The sequence below is a fragment of the Lysinibacillus sp. FSL K6-3209 genome (assembly GCF_037976175.1).
Taxonomy (GTDB): domain Bacteria; phylum Bacillota; class Bacilli; order Bacillales_A; family Planococcaceae; genus Lysinibacillus; species Lysinibacillus sphaericus_D.
In genome coordinates this window covers 3,759,580-3,777,169 of the sequence record NZ_CP150264.1, presented here as the reverse complement: position 1 = coordinate 3,777,169, position 17,590 = coordinate 3,759,580, and the positions used below count along the sequence as shown (strand labels likewise).

At 39.3% G+C, this 17,590-nt stretch carries 19 protein-coding genes and 1 tRNA gene; 19 read left to right on the top strand and 1 reads right to left on the bottom strand.

Going from position 1 to position 17,590, the window contains the following annotated elements; translation table 11 throughout:
* Nucleotides 1-168 precede the first annotated feature (168 nt).
* The 18 genes from hprK (at nucleotide 169) to MHH88_RS18305 (ending at nucleotide 16,311) form a co-directional block, all read left to right on the top strand.
* Nucleotides 169-1,104, top strand: coding sequence for an HPr(Ser) kinase/phosphatase (hprK, locus tag MHH88_RS18390; RefSeq protein ID WP_069514570.1), 936 nt, complete (start codon nucleotides 169-171; stop codon nucleotides 1,102-1,104).
* A gap of 37 nt (nucleotides 1,105-1,141) precedes the next feature.
* On the top strand, nucleotides 1,142-1,963 hold the full coding sequence (gene lgt / locus MHH88_RS18385) for a prolipoprotein diacylglyceryl transferase (RefSeq protein ID WP_339259898.1): 822 nt from the start codon (nucleotides 1,142-1,144) through the stop codon (nucleotides 1,961-1,963).
* A gap of 12 nt (nucleotides 1,964-1,975) precedes the next feature.
* Nucleotides 1,976-2,617 carry a pyrophosphatase PpaX gene (ppaX, locus tag MHH88_RS18380; protein WP_069514564.1) on the top strand — a complete coding sequence of 214 codons (642 nt, stop codon included), beginning with the start codon at nucleotides 1,976-1,978 and terminating at the stop codon, nucleotides 2,615-2,617.
* Between the two features lie 4 nt (nucleotides 2,618-2,621).
* Complete coding sequence (locus MHH88_RS18375; RefSeq protein WP_024363886.1) at nucleotides 2,622-3,164, top strand: acyltransferase; 543 nt, start codon at nucleotides 2,622-2,624, stop codon at nucleotides 3,162-3,164.
* Between the two features lie 399 nt (nucleotides 3,165-3,563).
* Entirely contained in the window at nucleotides 3,564-4,736 is a 1,173-nt protein-coding gene (locus MHH88_RS18370) for an ATP phosphoribosyltransferase regulatory subunit (RefSeq protein WP_339259895.1), read from the top strand.
* Nucleotides 4,729-5,352: an ATP phosphoribosyltransferase gene (gene hisG / locus MHH88_RS18365; protein WP_024363888.1), complete on the top strand. Its 624-nt coding sequence runs from the start codon at nucleotides 4,729-4,731 to the stop codon at nucleotides 5,350-5,352. The genes MHH88_RS18370 and hisG overlap by 8 nt, the downstream gene beginning before the upstream one ends.
* Before the next feature lie 89 nt (nucleotides 5,353-5,441).
* Nucleotides 5,442-6,716, top strand: coding sequence for a histidinol dehydrogenase (gene hisD, locus MHH88_RS18360; protein ID WP_339259893.1), 1,275 nt, complete (start codon nucleotides 5,442-5,444; stop codon nucleotides 6,714-6,716).
* Between the two features lie 4 nt (nucleotides 6,717-6,720).
* The gene (gene hisB, locus MHH88_RS18355; RefSeq protein WP_069514555.1) at nucleotides 6,721-7,320 is read left to right on the top strand and encodes an imidazoleglycerol-phosphate dehydratase HisB; all 600 of its coding nucleotides are present in this window, start codon (nucleotides 6,721-6,723) and stop codon (nucleotides 7,318-7,320) included.
* Entirely contained in the window at nucleotides 7,317-7,949 is a 633-nt protein-coding gene (hisH, locus tag MHH88_RS18350; protein ID WP_069514552.1) for an imidazole glycerol phosphate synthase subunit HisH, read from the top strand. Before hisB ends, hisH begins: the two co-directional genes overlap by 4 nt.
* Complete coding sequence (hisF, locus tag MHH88_RS18345; protein WP_339259890.1) at nucleotides 7,943-8,704, top strand: imidazole glycerol phosphate synthase subunit HisF; 762 nt, start codon at nucleotides 7,943-7,945, stop codon at nucleotides 8,702-8,704. The genes hisH and hisF overlap by 7 nt, the downstream gene beginning before the upstream one ends.
* Nucleotides 8,701-9,318: a bifunctional phosphoribosyl-AMP cyclohydrolase/phosphoribosyl-ATP diphosphatase HisIE gene (gene hisIE, locus MHH88_RS18340; RefSeq protein WP_069514546.1), complete on the top strand. Its 618-nt coding sequence runs from the start codon at nucleotides 8,701-8,703 to the stop codon at nucleotides 9,316-9,318. Before hisF ends, hisIE begins: the two co-directional genes overlap by 4 nt.
* Before the next feature lie 90 nt (nucleotides 9,319-9,408).
* Nucleotides 9,409-10,926: a tetratricopeptide repeat protein gene (locus MHH88_RS18335; protein ID WP_024363894.1), complete on the top strand. Its 1,518-nt coding sequence runs from the start codon at nucleotides 9,409-9,411 to the stop codon at nucleotides 10,924-10,926.
* A 105-nt stretch (nucleotides 10,927-11,031) separates the two neighbouring features.
* A complete protein-coding gene (trxB, locus tag MHH88_RS18330; RefSeq protein WP_024363895.1) occupies nucleotides 11,032-11,976 on the top strand; it encodes a thioredoxin-disulfide reductase in 945 nt (314 codons plus the stop codon).
* A gap of 580 nt (nucleotides 11,977-12,556) precedes the next feature.
* The gene (locus tag MHH88_RS18325; protein WP_024363896.1) at nucleotides 12,557-13,024 is read left to right on the top strand and encodes an 8-oxo-dGTP diphosphatase; all 468 of its coding nucleotides are present in this window, start codon (nucleotides 12,557-12,559) and stop codon (nucleotides 13,022-13,024) included.
* Nucleotides 13,025-13,033: 9 nt separating this feature from the next.
* The gene (gene rapZ / locus MHH88_RS18320) at nucleotides 13,034-13,927 is read left to right on the top strand and encodes an RNase adapter RapZ (RefSeq protein ID WP_339259887.1); all 894 of its coding nucleotides are present in this window, start codon (nucleotides 13,034-13,036) and stop codon (nucleotides 13,925-13,927) included.
* A 4-nt stretch (nucleotides 13,928-13,931) separates the two neighbouring features.
* Complete coding sequence (locus tag MHH88_RS18315; RefSeq protein WP_069514536.1) at nucleotides 13,932-14,903, top strand: YvcK family protein; 972 nt, start codon at nucleotides 13,932-13,934, stop codon at nucleotides 14,901-14,903.
* 90 nt (nucleotides 14,904-14,993) lie between these two features.
* A complete protein-coding gene (whiA, locus tag MHH88_RS18310; RefSeq protein WP_024363899.1) occupies nucleotides 14,994-15,941 on the top strand; it encodes a DNA-binding protein WhiA in 948 nt (315 codons plus the stop codon).
* Nucleotides 15,942-16,053: 112 nt separating this feature from the next.
* Nucleotides 16,054-16,311, top strand: coding sequence for an HPr family phosphocarrier protein (locus tag MHH88_RS18305; protein ID WP_024363900.1), 258 nt, complete (start codon nucleotides 16,054-16,056; stop codon nucleotides 16,309-16,311).
* Between the two features lie 167 nt (nucleotides 16,312-16,478).
* Here MHH88_RS18305 and clpP read toward each other — a convergent pair whose 3' ends face one another.
* Entirely contained in the window at nucleotides 16,479-17,066 is a 588-nt protein-coding gene (gene clpP / locus MHH88_RS18300) for an ATP-dependent Clp endopeptidase proteolytic subunit ClpP (protein ID WP_024363901.1), read from the bottom strand.
* A gap of 307 nt (nucleotides 17,067-17,373) precedes the next feature.
* Here clpP and MHH88_RS18295 point away from each other — a divergent pair.
* Nucleotides 17,374-17,448, top strand: a tRNA-Arg gene (locus MHH88_RS18295).
* The last annotated feature ends 142 nt before the right edge of the window (nucleotides 17,449-17,590 follow it).

The window sequence follows — 17,590 nt, the reverse complement described above, 5'->3', positions numbered from 1 at the left end:
CATAAGCTTTCTGAAGTAGTTTTACATTTGTTATGTACCACCTTTAACTAGAACTAAGTATAATAGTGTTACTAATAATCATGCACGCAAGTGTAAATTCATTTCTTTTATACATAGGCATGCTAAAATAAAACAATATTCAATTCGTTTGAATGGAGGCTGCAAATATTGGTCGTAGTATTGACAAGGGATGTAATGGAAAAATTTAAGCTAGAGTTATTAGGCGGCGAGGAAGGTATAGGAAGAACAATTACCACAAGTGATATTTCTAGACCAGGGCTTGAAATGGCTGGGTATTTTACGCATTATCCTGCTAATCGAGTACAGCTACTAGGGAAAACAGAGCTTTCCTTTTTTGAAATGTTACCAGCGAATGTTAAACTTGAACGCATGCGTTTGCTATGTTCACAGGATACGCCTGCTATTATTATTTCACGTGATTTAGAAGTACCGGAGGAGCTTATACAAGCATCAAACGAAAAGCATGTACCCGTATTTAAAACACATATGACAACAACGAAATTTTCGAGTAGGTTAACCAATTATTTAGAGGGACGTTTAGCACCTATGACAGCGGCACACGGTGTGTTAGTCGATGTATATGGCATTGGTGTGCTCATTATCGGAAAAAGCGGGGTTGGGAAAAGTGAAACAGCTCTCGAACTTGTAAAAAAAGGGCATCGATTAGTTGCAGATGATTGTGTGGAGATCCGTCAAGAGTCGGAGAACTTTTTAATAGGGAGTCCGCCACCGCTATTAGAACATTTATTGGAAATACGAGGTATTGGTATTATCGATATCATGACACTTTTTGGGGCAAGTGCCGTACGACCATATAAACGTATTACCTTAATTATTGAGTTAGAAATATGGGATCCAGACAAGGTTTATGATCGTTTAGGTTTAGAAGAAGAAAAAATGAAAATCATTGATACGGAACTAACAAAACTCACAATCCCAGTACGACCTGGACGAAATGTATCCGTAATTATCGAAGTAGCGGCGATGAATTACCGTTTGAAGAAAATGGGTGTCAATGCAGCGGAAGAGTTTTCAAGACGCTTAGATGAAGTTATTGCTTCATCAGATGAGTTAGATGATTAATCGGAAACGGATTGTAACATATTGAGAGGAGCATAAGATGGATTTATTACTATTAGATATTAACCCGATCGCCTTTCACTTAGGGCCAATTCCTGTGCGTTGGTACGGACTTTTAATTGTATCGGGGATAATATTAGCATATTTTGTTGGACAAAGAGAGGCAGTAAAACGCGGATTACCTGAGGATTTTCTAGCTGACTTATTATTATGGGCAGTACCAATTTCCATCGTCTGCGCGCGCATCTATTATGTTTCTATGCGTTGGGATTATTATAGTGAAAATCCAGGCAATATTATTGAAATTTGGAATGGCGGTATTGCGATTCATGGTGCGCTATTAGGTGCATTTGCGACGGCTTACATATTTACGCGGATAAAAGGGGTAAGCTTTTTACGAGTGGCTGATATTGCAGCACCGAGTATTTTGATTGGTCAAATTATTGGTCGTTGGGGCAACTTTATGAATCAAGAAGCATTTGGCGGCCCAGTGTCACGTTCATTTTTAGAAAACCTGATGCTACCTGATTGGATTATTAATCAAATGTACATTGAAGAACTAGGCACATATGTACATCCTACATTTTTATATGAATCTGTTTGGAATTTCATCGGTTTATTAATATTACTGGCATTACGAAAAGTGAATTTAAATCGTGGTGAAATTTTCTTTAGCTATTTAATATGGTATTCAATTGGTCGTTTCTATATAGAAGGTTTACGTACAGATAGTCTTTATTTAGTAGGAGACTTACGTTCAGCACAAGTTGTTTCCATTATCGGCATTGTGATAGGTCTTGGGGCAATTATTTACCGAAGATTGAAAGTAAAGCCTGCTGTGAAATATTTGGACAATAAGTAAGGAGTGTGTCATATGGCTGTAAAAGCATTACTTTTTGATTTTGATGGTACATTGTTAAATACAAATGACTTAATCATTCAATCATTTATGCACGTGTTAGAAGAACGATTTCCCGGGCAATATTCGCCAAAAGATTGCTTGAAATTCATGGGTCCGTCATTAAAACAGACATTTAGTGTTTTAACGCCAGGAGAAGAAGATGAAATGATAGCAAAATACCGCGCTTGGAATGAACCGCATCATGATGAGCTTGTCACAGAGTTTCCTGATGTTGTGTCAACTTTAGAGCAATTAAAGTCAATGGGGATTAAATTAGCCATTGTCTCAACAAAGCGCAATGCGATGATTGATCGAGGGTTAAACATCCTAGGTGCTAGTCATCTATTTGAGGTGATAGTGGGAACCGATGATGTCCAACATGTGAAGCCTGATCCAGAGCCAGTTTTACTTGCTCTTACACGTCTTGGTGTCGCAAAGGAAGACGCCATTATGATTGGTGATAATTCGCATGATATTGAAGCTGCACACAATGCGGGTGTAAGAGCTGCGGGTGTCGCATGGTCCATTAAAGGGGAGCAATATTTACAGCAGTTTAAGCCAGAATATCTATTGCACCATATGAAGGATTTACTTGCTATTGTGAAAGAGGGGTAATGGCATGGCGCGTAAAACGGAAAGATATCGTGTCGAAGGAGCAAACTCGCTATGGAATGTATATGATACGGTGTCCTTTTGGAAGGTGATGAAGTGCTTCATTGTCATTCAAATTGGACGCTTCACACCTTTTTTACGCGTGAAGAACTGGCTGTATCGTACTTTTTTAAAAATGAAAATTGGTGACCAAACGTCTTTCGCTTTAATGGTCATGCCAGATACGATGTTTCCAGAGCGTATTCATGTCGGCAATAATACAGTCATTGGCTTTAATACGACAATTTTAGCGCATGAATACTTAATTGAAGAGTATCGTTTAGGAGATGTCCATATTGGCAATGAAGTAATGGTTGGTGCCAATTCGACCATTTTACCAGGAGTGACAATAGGGGACGGTGCTATTGTGTCTGCGGCAACACTCGTACATAAGGATGTACCAGCAGGTTGTCTAGCAGGTGGCAACCCGATGCAAATTATTTACACTGCGGAACAGATGGCGGAGCGCAAACGAAGTGAAGTTGTTCAATGGTGCACGCCGAAAAAGTAAAATAATGAAGATGAAAAGTGTTAGATTGACTGCAAATCAATCTAACACTTTTTTGCTATGCCGTTCGTTGTTGTCCGCTATGGCGGTGCTTTCTGTTCAGCACAATAAGGCTGCAACCCTCAACTCGTTTCGCCTCCAATTATTATATTTTTGCCAAAGCAAGATGAGCTAAATTTACAGTGATGTCCGCACTTTGATGTTCCCTACATAAGTGAGGCAATAGTCTCGATTAACGTTCCACTTTATATAAATAGGTGTATAATTAACAGAAGTATTGAAATTATTTGTGAATTTAATGTGTAAAACATTGACTGAACTGAAGGAATGAGTTAAAATACTTTCATATTCTAATTCTCTAATACTCTAGTGAATTAAAGTGAAACGTAAGGAAGTGTCCACATGTCGTCGATTAAAATGTTCGAAAAGCCACTTGGTATGCGTGATAAATTTCCGCAAATTTACGAAAAAGTAGAAGCTGTAAGACATACAGGTCGAAATTTTTTACGCTCAAGAGGCTATGAATTTATTAAAACGCCTACAGTAGAGTATTTCGATACGGTAGGGAAAGCATCTGCAATTTTCGATGCGCATTTATTTAAGCTTGTAGATAGCCAGGGCAATACGCTCGTCCTACGTCCTGATATGACAACACCGATTGCTCGAGTAGCCACTTCAAAATTATTAAAAGAAATGATACCGCTGCGCTTAGCTTACTTTGCAAGTGTATTCCGTGCACAGGAAACAGAAGGTGGACGTCCCGCAGAATTTGAGCAAATGGGCATTGAGTTAATAGGTGATCATTCCGTGTTTGCGGATGCTGAAGTAATCGTTACAGCAATGGAGCTATTAAAACAATTTGGATTAGAAAATTTCAAAGTCACAATAGGCCATGCAGGTGTCTTGAATTGTATTTTGCAGGACTATACTGAAAGCATTGAACAAGAAGATGTTCTACGTACACTGCTTGTACAGCGCAATTATGTAGGCTTTGAGGAGGCGGTTGCATCATTTGATTTACCAAAAACAAAATCAGATGCATTGTTACAGTTTATTGAAGAGGCGATGACCTTAAAGGAAATTCGCGATATTGAAAAATATGTACGTAAAAATGACGCATTAGAATATATGCAACAACTTGCAAAATTATTAGAAGTCGCTGATCTTGCACAGTATGTCGCGTTTGATTTTACTCTTTCAAGCCATATGAGCTATTACACAGGTATGTTATTTGAAGTATTTGCTTCAGGCAGTGGTTTCCCATTAGGAAATGGTGGCCGTTACGACGGTTTGCTTGAAGTATTTGGATCAAAGGTCGGTGCTACAGGCTTTAGCATTCGTGTAGATAGATTATTAGAAACGATTACTGCACAAGCTTCGGACAAGGAAGAAGCCATTGTGGTGCTATTCGAGGAAGAAAATTTTGAAGAGGCTCTAGAAAAAATAGAGGCTTTAAGAGCAGCGGGTAAACAAGCGACTTTACAGTTGAGAAGTAGTTTAGTTGATGAAGCAGCCTTTTTAACGCATTTTACAAAGGTAGTTGTTGTTGGACAGGAGGAAATTCGCGGTGAATGAATTAACCATTGCTATGCCGAAAGGGCGCATTTTTGAAGAGGCATACCAAATGCTTATTGAAGCAGGCTTTAATTTACCAGAAGAGGTTGAAATGTCGCGTAAATTAATGATCGAAATCCCAGAAGAAAAAATTCGTTTTATTCTAGCGAAACCTATGGATGTACCTGTTTATGTTGAGCACGGTGTAGCCGATATTGGAATTGCTGGCAAAGATGTTCTACTGGAGCAACAGCGCGTGGTACATGAGCTTCTTGATTTGAAAATAAGTACTTGCTATATTGCTTCAGCGGGCTTACCGAATACGACGATGAACGAACTTGCGCCACGCATTGCGACGAAGTATCCGAACATTGCTATGAAGTATTATAAAGGGATTGGCGAACAAGTAGAAATTATTGAATTAAACGGGTCGATTGAGCTTGCGCCAATGATTGGTTTAGCGGATCGTATTGTGGATATCGTATCAACTGGACGTACGTTAAAAGAAAATGGCTTGGTCGAGTATGAGTATATTACGGAAGTGTCATCACGCTTAATTGCCAATCCAGTAAGTTACCGCATGAAAGGTGACCGCATAATCGATTTGGTGAAACGTTTAAAGAAGTGTGTCGACTAATGAATGTTGTTTCATCGTAATAACTGCAAAGACGCAAGTTGCGAAAAGGAACTGCACGAATAGCTAGAAATTTAAAGGAGACTTTTTCCATGAAAATCACAAAGTTAGCAAAAGGTATTTCCTTGAAACGACCACTTGAAGGTGGCAACGAAGAACAATTAAAAATTGTACGACAAGTATTGGCAGATGTTCGAGCGCAAGGTGACAGCGCAATACGTACATATACAGAAAAATGGGATGGCTTTGCTCCAGACAATTTACGTGTTACAAAGGCAGAGATTGAAGAGGGAGTAAGGGCAATAGACGCGCAATTATTTGCAGATTTAACAGAAGCTGCCCACAATATTCGCGTTTATCATGAGCAACAAAAACGTTCTGGCTATCGTTTGGAATTAGCGGATGGCTCTTGGCTTGGGCAACGAATTACTGCACTCGATGCAGTAGGTCTTTACGTTCCAGGAGGAACAGCGGCCTATCCTTCTTCCGTGTTGATGAACGTTATTCCTGCTCAAGTAGCTGGGGTTAAGCGAATTGTTATCACATCACCTGCGGGGCGTGACGGGAAATTACCTGCTGGTGTACTTGCCGCAGCTCATATTTTAGGTGTGGAAGAAGTATATAAAATTGGCGGGGCACAGGCAATTGCAGCACTTGCCTATGGAACGGAAACAATTCAAGCCGTCGATAAAATAACGGGTCCAGGTAATATTTACGTTGCACTTGCTAAACGCGAAGTATTTGGTGAGGTCGCGATTGATATGATTGCCGGACCAAGTGAAATTGCCGTAATCGCAGATGAAACAGCTTTTGCAGATGAGGTAGCTGCAGACCTATTATCACAAGCAGAACACGATAAGATGGCCTGCGCCATTTTAGTGACAACGTCTGAGCAACTTGCTCACGATGTAGCACTTGAAGTGGAAAGACAATTAGCGACTTTACCACGTGAAGAAGTAGCGCGTGCCTCAATCGAAAATTTTGGCGCGATTTATATTGCTGAAACGATGTCAGATGCAGTGGAGGCAATTAATTCATTAGCACCTGAGCATTTAGAAATCGTGACTAAAAATGCCGAAGCGGTGGCAGAGCAAGTGCGCCATGCAGGTGGTATTTTCATCGGTCGATATAGCTCCGAGCCTGTTGGAGATTATTTTGCTGGCACAAACCATGTGCTACCAACAAACAGCACAGCGCGTTTTGCAAGTGGCTTAAATGTAGATGACTTCGTAAAAAAATCGAGCATCGTTTATTATACTGAAAAAACTTGGGCAATGAACGCCCCGAAAATTGCACGCTTAGCTCGGATGGAAGGCTTAGAGGGCCATGCTCGTGCTGTAGAATCTCGTGGATGGGAAAAGGAGTAATACGATGACAGAACAGAAACGCTACGCAAAGGTAGAACGCAAAACAAATGAAACGCAAATTTCAGTTGCCATTGACTTAGATGGCGAGGGCAAAGCGGATATCAAAACTGGTGTTGGTTTTATGGATCACATGCTGGATTTATTTATTAAACATGGTCTATTTAATGGCACAATTCAAGCGAACGGTGATACGCATATTGACGATCACCATACAACGGAAGACCTTGGCATTGTATTAGGACAAGCCATTCGTCAAGCGCTCGGCGATAAGAAAGGCATTAAACGTTATGGTAATGCCTTTGTACCAATGGATGATGCACTGGCACAAGTTGTTGTCGATTGTTCAAATCGTCCACATTTAGAGTATCGTGTGCCTGAACTAAAAGAGAAAGTAGGAACTTTTGATACTGAGCTAGTGCATGAGTTTTTATGGAAATTCGCACTTGAAGCAAGAATGAATGTCCACGTTATCGTACCGTATGGTCATAATACACACCACATTATCGAAGCTATTTTTAAAGCATTAGCTCGTGCCATTGATGCGGCAGTTGAAATTGATCCTCGCGTTAAAGGTGTACCTTCTACAAAGGGGCTGTTAACGTGAAAATAGGTGTCATTGACTATGGGATGGGTAATTTATTTAGTGTTGAACAAGCACTAAAACGACTTGGCTGTGAAGTCATTGTAACAGCACAAGAACAGGAACTAGATAAAGCTGATGCCCTGTTACTGCCAGGTGTGGGCGCTTTCCCCGATGCTATGAAACGTTTAGCTGAAACAAAATTAGATTGCTATTTACAAAAAGTACAAGCAGAAAGTCGACCATTGCTCGGTATTTGTTTAGGTATGCAGTTATTATTTGAGGAAAGCGTAGAGGTGACACCTACGAAGGGACTAGGTTTCTTCAAAGGTAGCATTCAACGTTTTAGCGGCATTCAGGGGGAGCAGTCTTATCGAGTGCCTCATATGGGGTGGAATGAATTAATTGTGACGAATCGACCAGCATGGCTCAAAGACGAGGCACCTGCCGAGCACGTTTATTTTGTTCATTCTTTTTATGCGACGAATATTGAACCGACAGAACTAGTGGCCTATGCTGACTACCATGGCATTGAAGTCCCAGGGATTGTTGCCAAAGGCTCGATCACAGGTATGCAATTCCATCCTGAAAAATCGGGTGAGTTAGGCGTGTACTTATTAGAACAATGGTTAAAAGGGGTGGCGGCGTGCTAACGAAACGTATTATTCCATGTCTTGATGTGAAGGAAGGACGAGTTGTTAAAGGTGTACAGTTCGTATCATTACGTGATGCAGGAGATCCGGTAGAACTTGCAAAGTTTTATGATGAACAAGGTGCAGATGAGCTTGTTTTCCTAGATATCTCCGCATCGCATGAAGGCCGTGAAACAATGGTCGATGTAGTGCGCCAAACTGCGGCGACACTAGCTATACCATTTACTGTTGGTGGCGGTATTCGCTCGTTAGAGGATATGAAGCGTATTTTACGCGCTGGAGCTGACAAAGTATCTGTTAATACTTCTGCCTTAGAACGCCCAGCGCTGATTAAAGAAGGTTCTGACTATTTCGGTGCACAATGTATTGTTGTTGCCATTGATGCGCGCTATAGTGAAGAAGACGGCACGTGGATGGTCTATACACACGGTGGTCGCAACAAAACATCTTGGCAAGTAATAGAGTGGGCAAAAGAAGCTGTCCGTTTAGGTGCTGGTGAGATTTTATTAACAAGTATGAATCAAGACGGTGAAAAATCTGGCTTTGATTTAGCTTTAACGAAGGCTGTACGACAGGCCGTGACAGTCCCAGTCATTGCAAGTGGTGGTGCAGGGAATGCCGAACATTTTTACGAAGTATTAGCGGAAGATGTTGATGCTGATGCAGCACTTGCAGCATCCATTTTTCATTACAAAGAAACGAGTGTAGCGCAAGTAAAACAATACTTACGTGAAAAAGGAGTGGCAGTAAGATGATAGAGAACATTAAATTTGACGATAAAGGTCTTGTGACAGCAGTTGTGCAAGATGCCAATACAAAAGAAGTATTAACTGTAGCCTATATGAATAAAGAATCATTAGAAAAAACATTAGAATCAGGCGAAACATGGTTTTACTCACGTTCTCGTGAAGCGCTTTGGCATAAAGGAGAGACGAGTGGTAACGTACAAAAAGTAGTGTCCATTAAAGCAGACTGTGATGGCGATGCATTAGTTGTAGAAGTACTTCCTGCTGGTCCTGCATGCCACAATGGCACAACATCTTGCTTTACGAAGGTACTGCAAGAAAAAGCAAAAGTTGGTTCGGTTAGTATTATCCCTGAGCTAGTTAAAGTAATTGAAAAACGTGAGCAAGAAATGCCAGAGGGTGCATATACTACATATTTATTCGATAAAGGCATCGATAAAATTTGTAAAAAAGTTGGGGAAGAAGCTACAGAGGTAGTTATTGGTGCAAAAAATCGTGATGCAGAAGAAGTAAAATGGGAAGCGGCTGATTTAATTTACCACTTATTAGTTTTACTGCAAGAACAAAAAGTAAATGTTTTTGACGTATTACATGTGTTGGAAAAACGTCACGAGGAGAAATAACAGCATATCGCTTATTGTATGGTATAATATAAGTTACTGTAAAAAGGAACGTATAATGCGTTCCTTATTTCTTGTTTCGGAGGAAATATTTTGGAAAAGAAACGTCAAAAAGAGAAGCAAACGAATGTCGTATCGTTCATTCCAACAGGCGACTATTATTATAAAAAATCAATTCAAGCGATGAATAGTGGTCAAATGGACAAAGCCTATAAATACTTACAACGTGCTGTAGATTTAAGTCCAGATGATCCAATGATTTTATTGCAATTAGCGATTGTAGAGTTAGAAGGTCAAGGTTTTGAGGAAGCCTATGATCTGCTTCGTCGTGCCTATCAATTAGACCCAAATGAGCCGGAAATTATTTTTTATATGGCTGAGGTATCAGGATGTGTCGGCATTATTCAAGATGCCAAACGCTTTGCAGAGCAATACTTAGAAATGGAACCTGAGGGTGCATATGCGGACGAAGCGGCAGAGATATTAGACTTTGTTGCTTTTGAGCACAATGAATATGAAGAGCTTGAAGGCAGTGGCGAGGATTTATATCGTCAAGAGCAAGCACGTCGTTGCATGGAAAAGGGTGACTTTCCAGAAGCAATCAATATTTTAGAACAATTAGTAGAAGATAGACCGGAATTTTGGTCAGCGTACAATAATTTAGCTTTAGCTTATTTTTATGTAGGTGAAGCGGAACAGGCTAAAGCGATTTTGAACACGGTTTTGCGTGAGAATAAAGGGAATCTCCATGCATTGTGTAATCTAACGGTTATTGCCTACTATGAGAAAAATGATGAGGAATTAAATGCTCTTTTAGAAGTATTGGTGAAAATTCAACCTTATGCTTGGGATCATCGTTACAAATTGGGCGCAACGCTTGCACTGATTGGTCAATATGAAACTGCATTTAAATGGCTACGAAGCATGCAGAAGCGTGGTTATTTAGGTGATCCAGGGTTTTACTTTTGGTTATCTCATGCGGCCTACTTTTCTGGTTACGATGATATTGCCAAAAATGCTTGGGAGCAGTTGCTTGAGTTAGATCCAGATAAAGAAGGTTTTGAACCTTGGCGTCAGCAGGAAAATACATATGAGCTTGACGCATTAGAGCATGATCGTGACTTCATTGTAGCGAAGCTTGAAAGTGAGTATATAAGTGATCGTTTATTTGGCTTATTTTTATTACGAGGAACAGCGCATAAGCAGGAAATCATTGCGCATCCTAAATGGATAGATGTAGAGCAATTTGGTGCTTTTGAAAAGCTTTTTTTAGCTTATGCACTAGGCCATCAGTTTGATGAGAAAAACAAAGTAGAGGCAAGTTTTTTAAGAGCCGTACGTGTACCCGAGATTTTGTTGGAGCACTATGGAAAATTGACGACAATCGTCGCACCGATGTTCCAAATGTGGTTCGTGCTTTGTGAACAAGCACTTAGTCAAAATTATCGCTTTACAAATCCGGCTGCTATTGCAGGTGCAAATGACTTTTTATTCCGCTCATCTCGCATGTTGAAGGTGACGAAAAAAGAAATCGCAGAGCAATATGGCATATCTGTAGCAACATTATCGAAATATATAGATGAAATATTAATGTACTTACCAACGAGTTAAATTGAAGTTGTGAGCAACTTAGTTGAATAACTTCATGCTTTCACATACGATGAACATACTGAACGTTATTATAAAAAAGTATTACAAGTTTAGGAGGAAGTAAGTATGTCAGAAGAAAAAATTTATGATGTTGTAATTATTGGTGCAGGTCCTGCCGGAATGACTGCGGCTGTTTATACATCACGTGCAAATCTTTCAACATTAATGATTGAACGTGGTATCCCTGGTGGACAAATGGCGAATACGGAAGAAGTAGAAAACTATCCAGGATTTGATACTATTTTAGGGCCAGAGCTATCTACTAAAATGTTCGAACATGCGAAAAAATTTGGTGCTGAATATGCTTACGGTGATGTCTCAGAAATCATCGATGGTGAAGAATATAAAACGATAAAATCTGGTGCTAAGGAATATAAAACACGCTCAATTATCCTTTCTACTGGTGCAGAATATAAAAAAATGGGTGTACCTGGCGAAAAAGAGCTTGGTGGACGTGGTGTCAGCTACTGTGCCGTATGTGATGGTGCATTCTTTAAACAAAAAAATCTCGTTGTCGTAGGTGGCGGAGATTCTGCTGTTGAAGAAGGTGTGTATTTAACGCGTTTTGCTGATAAAGTAACAATTGTTCACCGTCGTGATAAATTACGTGCACAAAAAATTCTACAAGATCGTGCATTTGCAAACGACAAAATTGATTTCATTTGGAATGCAACAGTGAAAGAAATTAACGAAGCTGATGGTAAAGTAGGCAGCGTTACATTGCAATCAACTGTCGATGGCACAGAATCTGAATTTGCGGCTGATGGCGTATTTATTTACATTGGGATGTTGCCATTAACAAAACCTTTTGAATCTCTAGGCATTTTAAATGAAGCTGGTTATATTGTGACTAACGACAATATGGAAACAAATGTACCAGGTATTTTTGCTGCTGGGGATGTGCGTGAAAAAACGCTTCGTCAAATCGTTACTGCGACTGGCGATGGCAGTATTGCAGCGCAAGCAGCACAACATTATGTTGAAGAGTTATTAGAGAAAATTAACGCATAATAAGTTATACCAAGTGACGGTCTAAACAATTGTGAAAGTGTATTGTAATTGGCCGTTATTACCGGAAAAAAATACAAATTTTTAATACGGTTTTAATATTGCTGTAACTTGAATGACATATAAAAGGTGTAATATAAATACTGTAATTAGCAATCCCCCTTTTATTTTTTTAGTAGGTTGTTTCCGCCTAAATCAGGTGGGAGCAACCTATTTTTAGTGCCAGGCACCCAAACAATTCTGAATTCTTAAAGCGTTGCAAGTAGCTAAATCCACTTAGACTCCTGTGGCTTAGGTCGTGCCCGCGGGAAGCGAAGTGGTTTTTTACGCAATAATAATGCTTATTATTTTTGGATATGTCATGTCTTACAGTAGAAAACTGTATACTAGTTGTATAAGGGGTAGTGTAAAATAATGGTTATTGAAAGATGTGTTGACTTTTTCTGCATGAATTCAAAACCCTTTGGATTAAGTTGATATAATCATTTTTTTGCGCAAGATTCCATAGTTGTGAAATGAGGACAAACTCTGATAGGTCTTGCTATAATAAAAATAGAATGCAAAAGAGATTAGAGGTGTGCCTATGCAAAGAATTGCAAACTTGATAGCCGTAAAAGACGGCCAAGTATTATTACTTCAAAAGCCGAGACGTGGCTGGTATGTAGCACCAGGCGGAAAAATGGAGAGCGGTGAGTCTATTTATGAGGCCGCATTACGTGAGTTTCAGGAAGAAACAAATGTAATCCCATTGAAAGCGCATTTAAAAGGTGTCTATACGATGGTTATTAAAGAAGATAACGTTAAGGTAGATGAATGGATGTTGTATACTTTTGTAGCGAAGGATATAGAAGGTGTACCATTCGAAGAAACAAGAGAAGGTAAGCTTGCATGGCACCCAATTGAGGATTTGAAACATTTGCCAATGGCTGAAGGTGACCGAACAAATTTACAATTTGCTGTATCACAATCAGGCATTCAGTACGGTACATTCGAATACACGAAGGATTTTGAATTACTTCATGAAAAAATACAAATATCAATAGAACAATAAAGGAGCTGCATGACAGTGGTGGTTGAAAGTCAACAATGTACACATGAATTGGTCATTATTACAGGAATGTCTGGAGCTGGAAAAACCGTAGCTATTCAAAGCTTTGAGGATTTAGGGTATTACTGTATTGATAATTTACCACCAGCGTTACTCCCAACTTTTTTAACTTTACTTAGAGATTCAGGTAAAAATATTACACGTATTGCCGCAGTCATGGATATGCGTGGCGGTGACTTTTTTGATTCGCTCATTGGTGCGCTTGACCATATATTAAAAGAAGGCGATATCGTAGCTCGCATTTTATTTTTAGATGCAGATGATCAAACGCTTGTAAGACGATATAAGGAAACAAGACGTGCACACCCATTAGCTGTTACTGGTTTACCGTTAGATGGTATTAAACAAGAACGCGTACTTCTATCCGAAGTAAAAGGTCGCGCTAAATTTGTTTACAATACATCCAACATGAAACCAAAAGAGCTACGCGAGAAAATCGTCAATGAATTTGCAAGCGATGCAGATCATACTTTTTCAATTAATATTATGTCCTTTGGATTTAAACATGGTATGCCAATAGATGCAGATTTAGTATTTGATGTGCGCTTTTTAAAAAATCCATATTATGTGGAGGAATTGCGCCATAAAACAGGTTTGCAAACAGAAGTTTCTTCTTATGTATTAGCGTTAGAGGATACACAAATCCTAATTCAAAAACTAACGGATTTGTTTGAATTTATGGTACCGCTTTATAAACAAGAGGGGAAATCACAACTTGTCATTGCTTTTGGTTGTACAGGAGGACAGCATCGTTCGGTGACGTTGGCAGAATATTTTGGTGCTTGCTTAGCCAAAAATGAAAATGCTGTGATATCGCACCGTGACATCAATCGAAGAAAGGATTGAGTGAATGGGGAAAAAGCATACAAGGCTAGTTGTAATAGGTGGTGGTACTGGCCTTTCCACGTTACTGCGTGGTTTAAAGCATCACCCGTTTGATATCACTGCAATCGTAACCGTTGCGGATGATGGTGGTTCCTCAGGACGTCTACGTGATGACTATGATATTCCCCCACCTGGGGATGTCCGCAATGTCATCGCTGCATTATCAGACGTGGAGCCACTTGTTGAGCAAATGTTTCAATATCGTTTTTCAGTATCAGATGATTTGAACGGTCATTCTTTAGGTAATTTAATGTTAACGGCTTTAACAGATATCACTGGGGATTTTAGCCATGCTATTAGTGAGATGGGAAAAGTGCTAAAAGTACATGGGCGAGTGATTCCAGCTGCAAATAAAAAGATTACTTTACATGCCGAGTTAGAAGATGGCGTAATAATTGAAGGTGAGTCTAAAATCCCGACAGCATCAAAACGCATTAACCGCGTTTTTTTAGTGCCTGAAAATGTGCAACCGCTACCAGAAGCAATACGGGCAATTCATCGGGCAGACTATATTTTAATAGGACCTGGAAGCTTATATACAAGTATTATTCCGAATTTGCTTGTGAAAGCAATTGGGGAGGCTGTTGTAAAAGCAAGGGGCCGCAAAATTTATGTATGTAATTTAATGACTCAAAAAGGTGAGACAATTTCCTATACAGCAGGGGACCATGTGCAAGCAATACACAAGCATGTTGGTAATTCTTTTATCGATTCTATTTTAGTCAATGATGAGCAACTGCCACATCCTGTTAAAGAACTGTATAAAGAAGAATGTGCAGAGCCCGTAACATTTGATGTAGGAAAGCTTGAAAGTATGGGATTAGAGGTTATTAAACGAGATATTGCAACCATTCGACCTGATGGGACAGTTCGCCATAATGCGGCAAATGTTGCAAAATGGCTTGTGGATTATGCAAAAATCTTACCCAAAAAGTAAGGAAGCCTACAATAGAGTCCTAAAGAATGCTTGTTGTATATGGTAAGATGAACATATACATAGAAATAAAGGTCGAAAGGGGGGCGTGCTATGTCATTTGCTTCAGAAACAAAAAAAGAGCTTACACAGGTAGAAGCGGACGATTACTGTATGAAAGCGGAAGTATCCGCGTTAATTCGTATGAATGGTTCGTTATCTTTTGCTAACAAACAACTTAGCTTAGACGTGCAAACCGAAAATGCTGCAATCGCACGAAGGCTTTATACGATAATGAAGAAGTTGTATCCATATAATGTGGAGCTACTTGTACGTAAGAAAATGCGATTGAAAAAAAATAATGTGTATATATGTCGTGTACGTGAAGGTGCACGTGAATTGCTCATTAACTTAGCTATTATTTCAGATGATTTTCAATTTAATCATACGATTTCTAAAGAGCTGATAAAAAAGAGTGGTCATAAAAGAGCCTACTTACGTGGAGCGTTTTTAGCAGGTGGCTCGGTAAATAATCCTGAAACGTCTGCCTATCATTTAGAAATTTATTCTTTGTATAAAGAGCACGGTGAGGCATTAATGGATTTAATGAATGAATTTGAATTGAATGCAAAAACCATTGAACGCAAGAAGGGCTTTGTGACATACTTAAAGGAAGCAGAAAAGATTTCCGACTTTTTAAATATTGTCGGAGCCCATCAAGCCATGATGAAATTTGAAGATGTTCGTATATTACGCGATATGCGCAATAGTGTGAATCGGATTGTCAACTGTGAAACAGCAAACTTGAATAAAACGATAGGTGCTGCACTGCGTCAGGTAGAAAATATTCGATTTATCGAAAATTCCATTGGCTTGGATCAGTTGCCAGAAAAACTGCGCGAAATTGCACGCCTACGTGTGGAATACCAAGATGTGACGTTAAAAGAACTTGGTGAAATGGTATCAAGTGGAACGGTTAGTAAATCAGGAGTCAATCATCGATTGCGTAAAATAGACGAAATAGCAGATGCATTAAGAAGAGGTGAAAAGATAGGCGGTTAAGTTTTCATGCGTATTTGATATGAAAGCGAGCACAATCGCTTATTGTTCTTCTGCAGTTAAGTGAGGTAATATAATACTAATAGATGAACGGTAGTGAAGGGGAGTATTGCGAATGACTGAAAAAACAGTCCAGGTAAAATTAAAATTAGGACTTCAAGCTAGACAAGCAGCGTTGTTTGTACAGGAAGCAAATCGTTTCAGCGCTGATATTTTTCTTGAGAAAGACGATAAAAAAGTAAATGCCAAATCCATTATGGGTGTAATGAGCTTAGCCATTGCAAAAGGCACAAAGGTTGTTTTAAGCAGTGAAGGTAGCGATGCAGAGCAAGCGGTTTCATCCTTAGCTGCGCTTATTGAAAAGGAAGACTAATCAAAAACCTCTAAGTCACAAGAGCTTAGAGGTTTTTAATATGGCCGTTGCGCGGACACACATGAAAGTTGCGACTCTCGCTAGTGAGCGGATGTTTTATGTCTTACGTGAGTGCTTAGCACCCATTAAAAAACCGCTAAGTCATTTGAGCTTAGCGGTTTTTCTAATTAGCGTTCGTTACGTACAAAAATATGGTCGATTAAGCCGTATTCTTTCGCACGTTCAGCTGTCATGAAGTTATCACGGTCAGTATCTCTTGAAATGACTTCTAATGGCTGACCTGTACGTTCAGATAAAATACCATTTAATTTTTCGCGAAGGAATAAAATGCGTTTTGCCGCAATTTCAATTTCAGTCGCTTGACCTTGTGCACCACCAAGTGGTTGGTGAATCATTACTTCTGCATTTGGTAATGCATAACGTTTACCAGGTTCACCAGCAGCAAGCAGGAATGCACCCATAGATGCAGCCATACCAATACAAATTGTTTGTACTTTTGGCTTGATGAATTGCATTGTATCGTAGATTGCCATACCAGCTGTAATCGAACCACCTGGTGAGTTAATATAAAGAGAAATATCTTTATCTGGATCTTCTGCTTCTAAGAATAGAAGCTGTGCAACGATTGAGTTTGCAACGTTGTCATCAATCGCACTACCTAATAGGATAATACGGTCTTTTAGTAGTCGTGAATAAATGTCATAAGCACGTTCACCACGACTTGTTTGTTCAATAACTGTAGGAATTAAATTCATGTTAAATCCTCCTTAAAAAGCTAAATTCGAATACTTTTACTGAAATCATCCATTATATTTCAGTTGTAACCTTATCATACACATTATAGTCAGGGAAGGTCAAATATTAACGCTGATATTAAAAAATAAAATACATAACAAAAATAATAATTTATAGTTGAAAAATGGGCAAGACGTTTGTATAATGGAAAGGTCGTAAGTTAAAGTACAGTACACTATTTTGCAGGTATGCTTCTGAAATGAGGATTATCTACATGATGCTTTACCGTAAAGCCTTAGAGTGAGTACTTTTTTTTTATGTTCAATTGCCCTCGTGGTGTAATGGATAACACGTAAGATTCCGGTTCTTGCACTGGGGGTTCGATTCCCTCCGAGGGCGCCATTTTACTGATTATTTGATATACTTTTATAGCTCGTTCTCCTATAAGTAGTTTAGCAGCCTGCTTAGGGGAGAAAGAGAGGAATAGGGGGGAATATTGTCCCGTAGGCATTATTCCCAGATTTATTCCTTTCTAAACCTTCAA

Bases quoted from the DNA above. Each gene is read 5' to 3' on its own strand.
- lgt (WP_339259898.1), top strand. From the start codon at position 1,142: ATGGATTTATTACTATTAGATATTAACCCGATCGCCTTTCACTTAGGG.
- ppaX (WP_069514564.1), top strand. From the start codon at position 1,976: ATGGCTGTAAAAGCATTACTTTTTGATTTTGATGGTACATTGTTAAAT.
- MHH88_RS18375 (WP_024363886.1), top strand. From the start codon at position 2,622: ATGGCGCGTAAAACGGAAAGATATCGTGTCGAAGGAGCAAACTCGCTA.
- MHH88_RS18370 (WP_339259895.1), top strand. From the start codon at position 3,564: ATGTCGTCGATTAAAATGTTCGAAAAGCCACTTGGTATGCGTGATAAA.
- hisD (WP_339259893.1), top strand. From the start codon at position 5,442: ATGAAAATCACAAAGTTAGCAAAAGGTATTTCCTTGAAACGACCACTT.
- hisB (WP_069514555.1), top strand. From the start codon at position 6,721: ATGACAGAACAGAAACGCTACGCAAAGGTAGAACGCAAAACAAATGAA.
- hisIE (WP_069514546.1), top strand. From the start codon at position 8,701: ATGATAGAGAACATTAAATTTGACGATAAAGGTCTTGTGACAGCAGTT.
- trxB (WP_024363895.1), top strand. From the start codon at position 11,032: ATGTCAGAAGAAAAAATTTATGATGTTGTAATTATTGGTGCAGGTCCT.
- MHH88_RS18325 (WP_024363896.1), top strand. From the start codon at position 12,557: ATGCAAAGAATTGCAAACTTGATAGCCGTAAAAGACGGCCAAGTATTA.
- rapZ (WP_339259887.1), top strand. From the start codon at position 13,034: ATGACAGTGGTGGTTGAAAGTCAACAATGTACACATGAATTGGTCATT.
- MHH88_RS18315 (WP_069514536.1), top strand. From the start codon at position 13,932: ATGGGGAAAAAGCATACAAGGCTAGTTGTAATAGGTGGTGGTACTGGC.
- whiA (WP_024363899.1), top strand. From the start codon at position 14,994: ATGTCATTTGCTTCAGAAACAAAAAAAGAGCTTACACAGGTAGAAGCG.
- MHH88_RS18305 (WP_024363900.1), top strand. From the start codon at position 16,054: ATGACTGAAAAAACAGTCCAGGTAAAATTAAAATTAGGACTTCAAGCT.
- clpP (WP_024363901.1), bottom strand. From the start codon at position 17,066: ATGAATTTAATTCCTACAGTTATTGAACAAACAAGTCGTGGTGAACGT.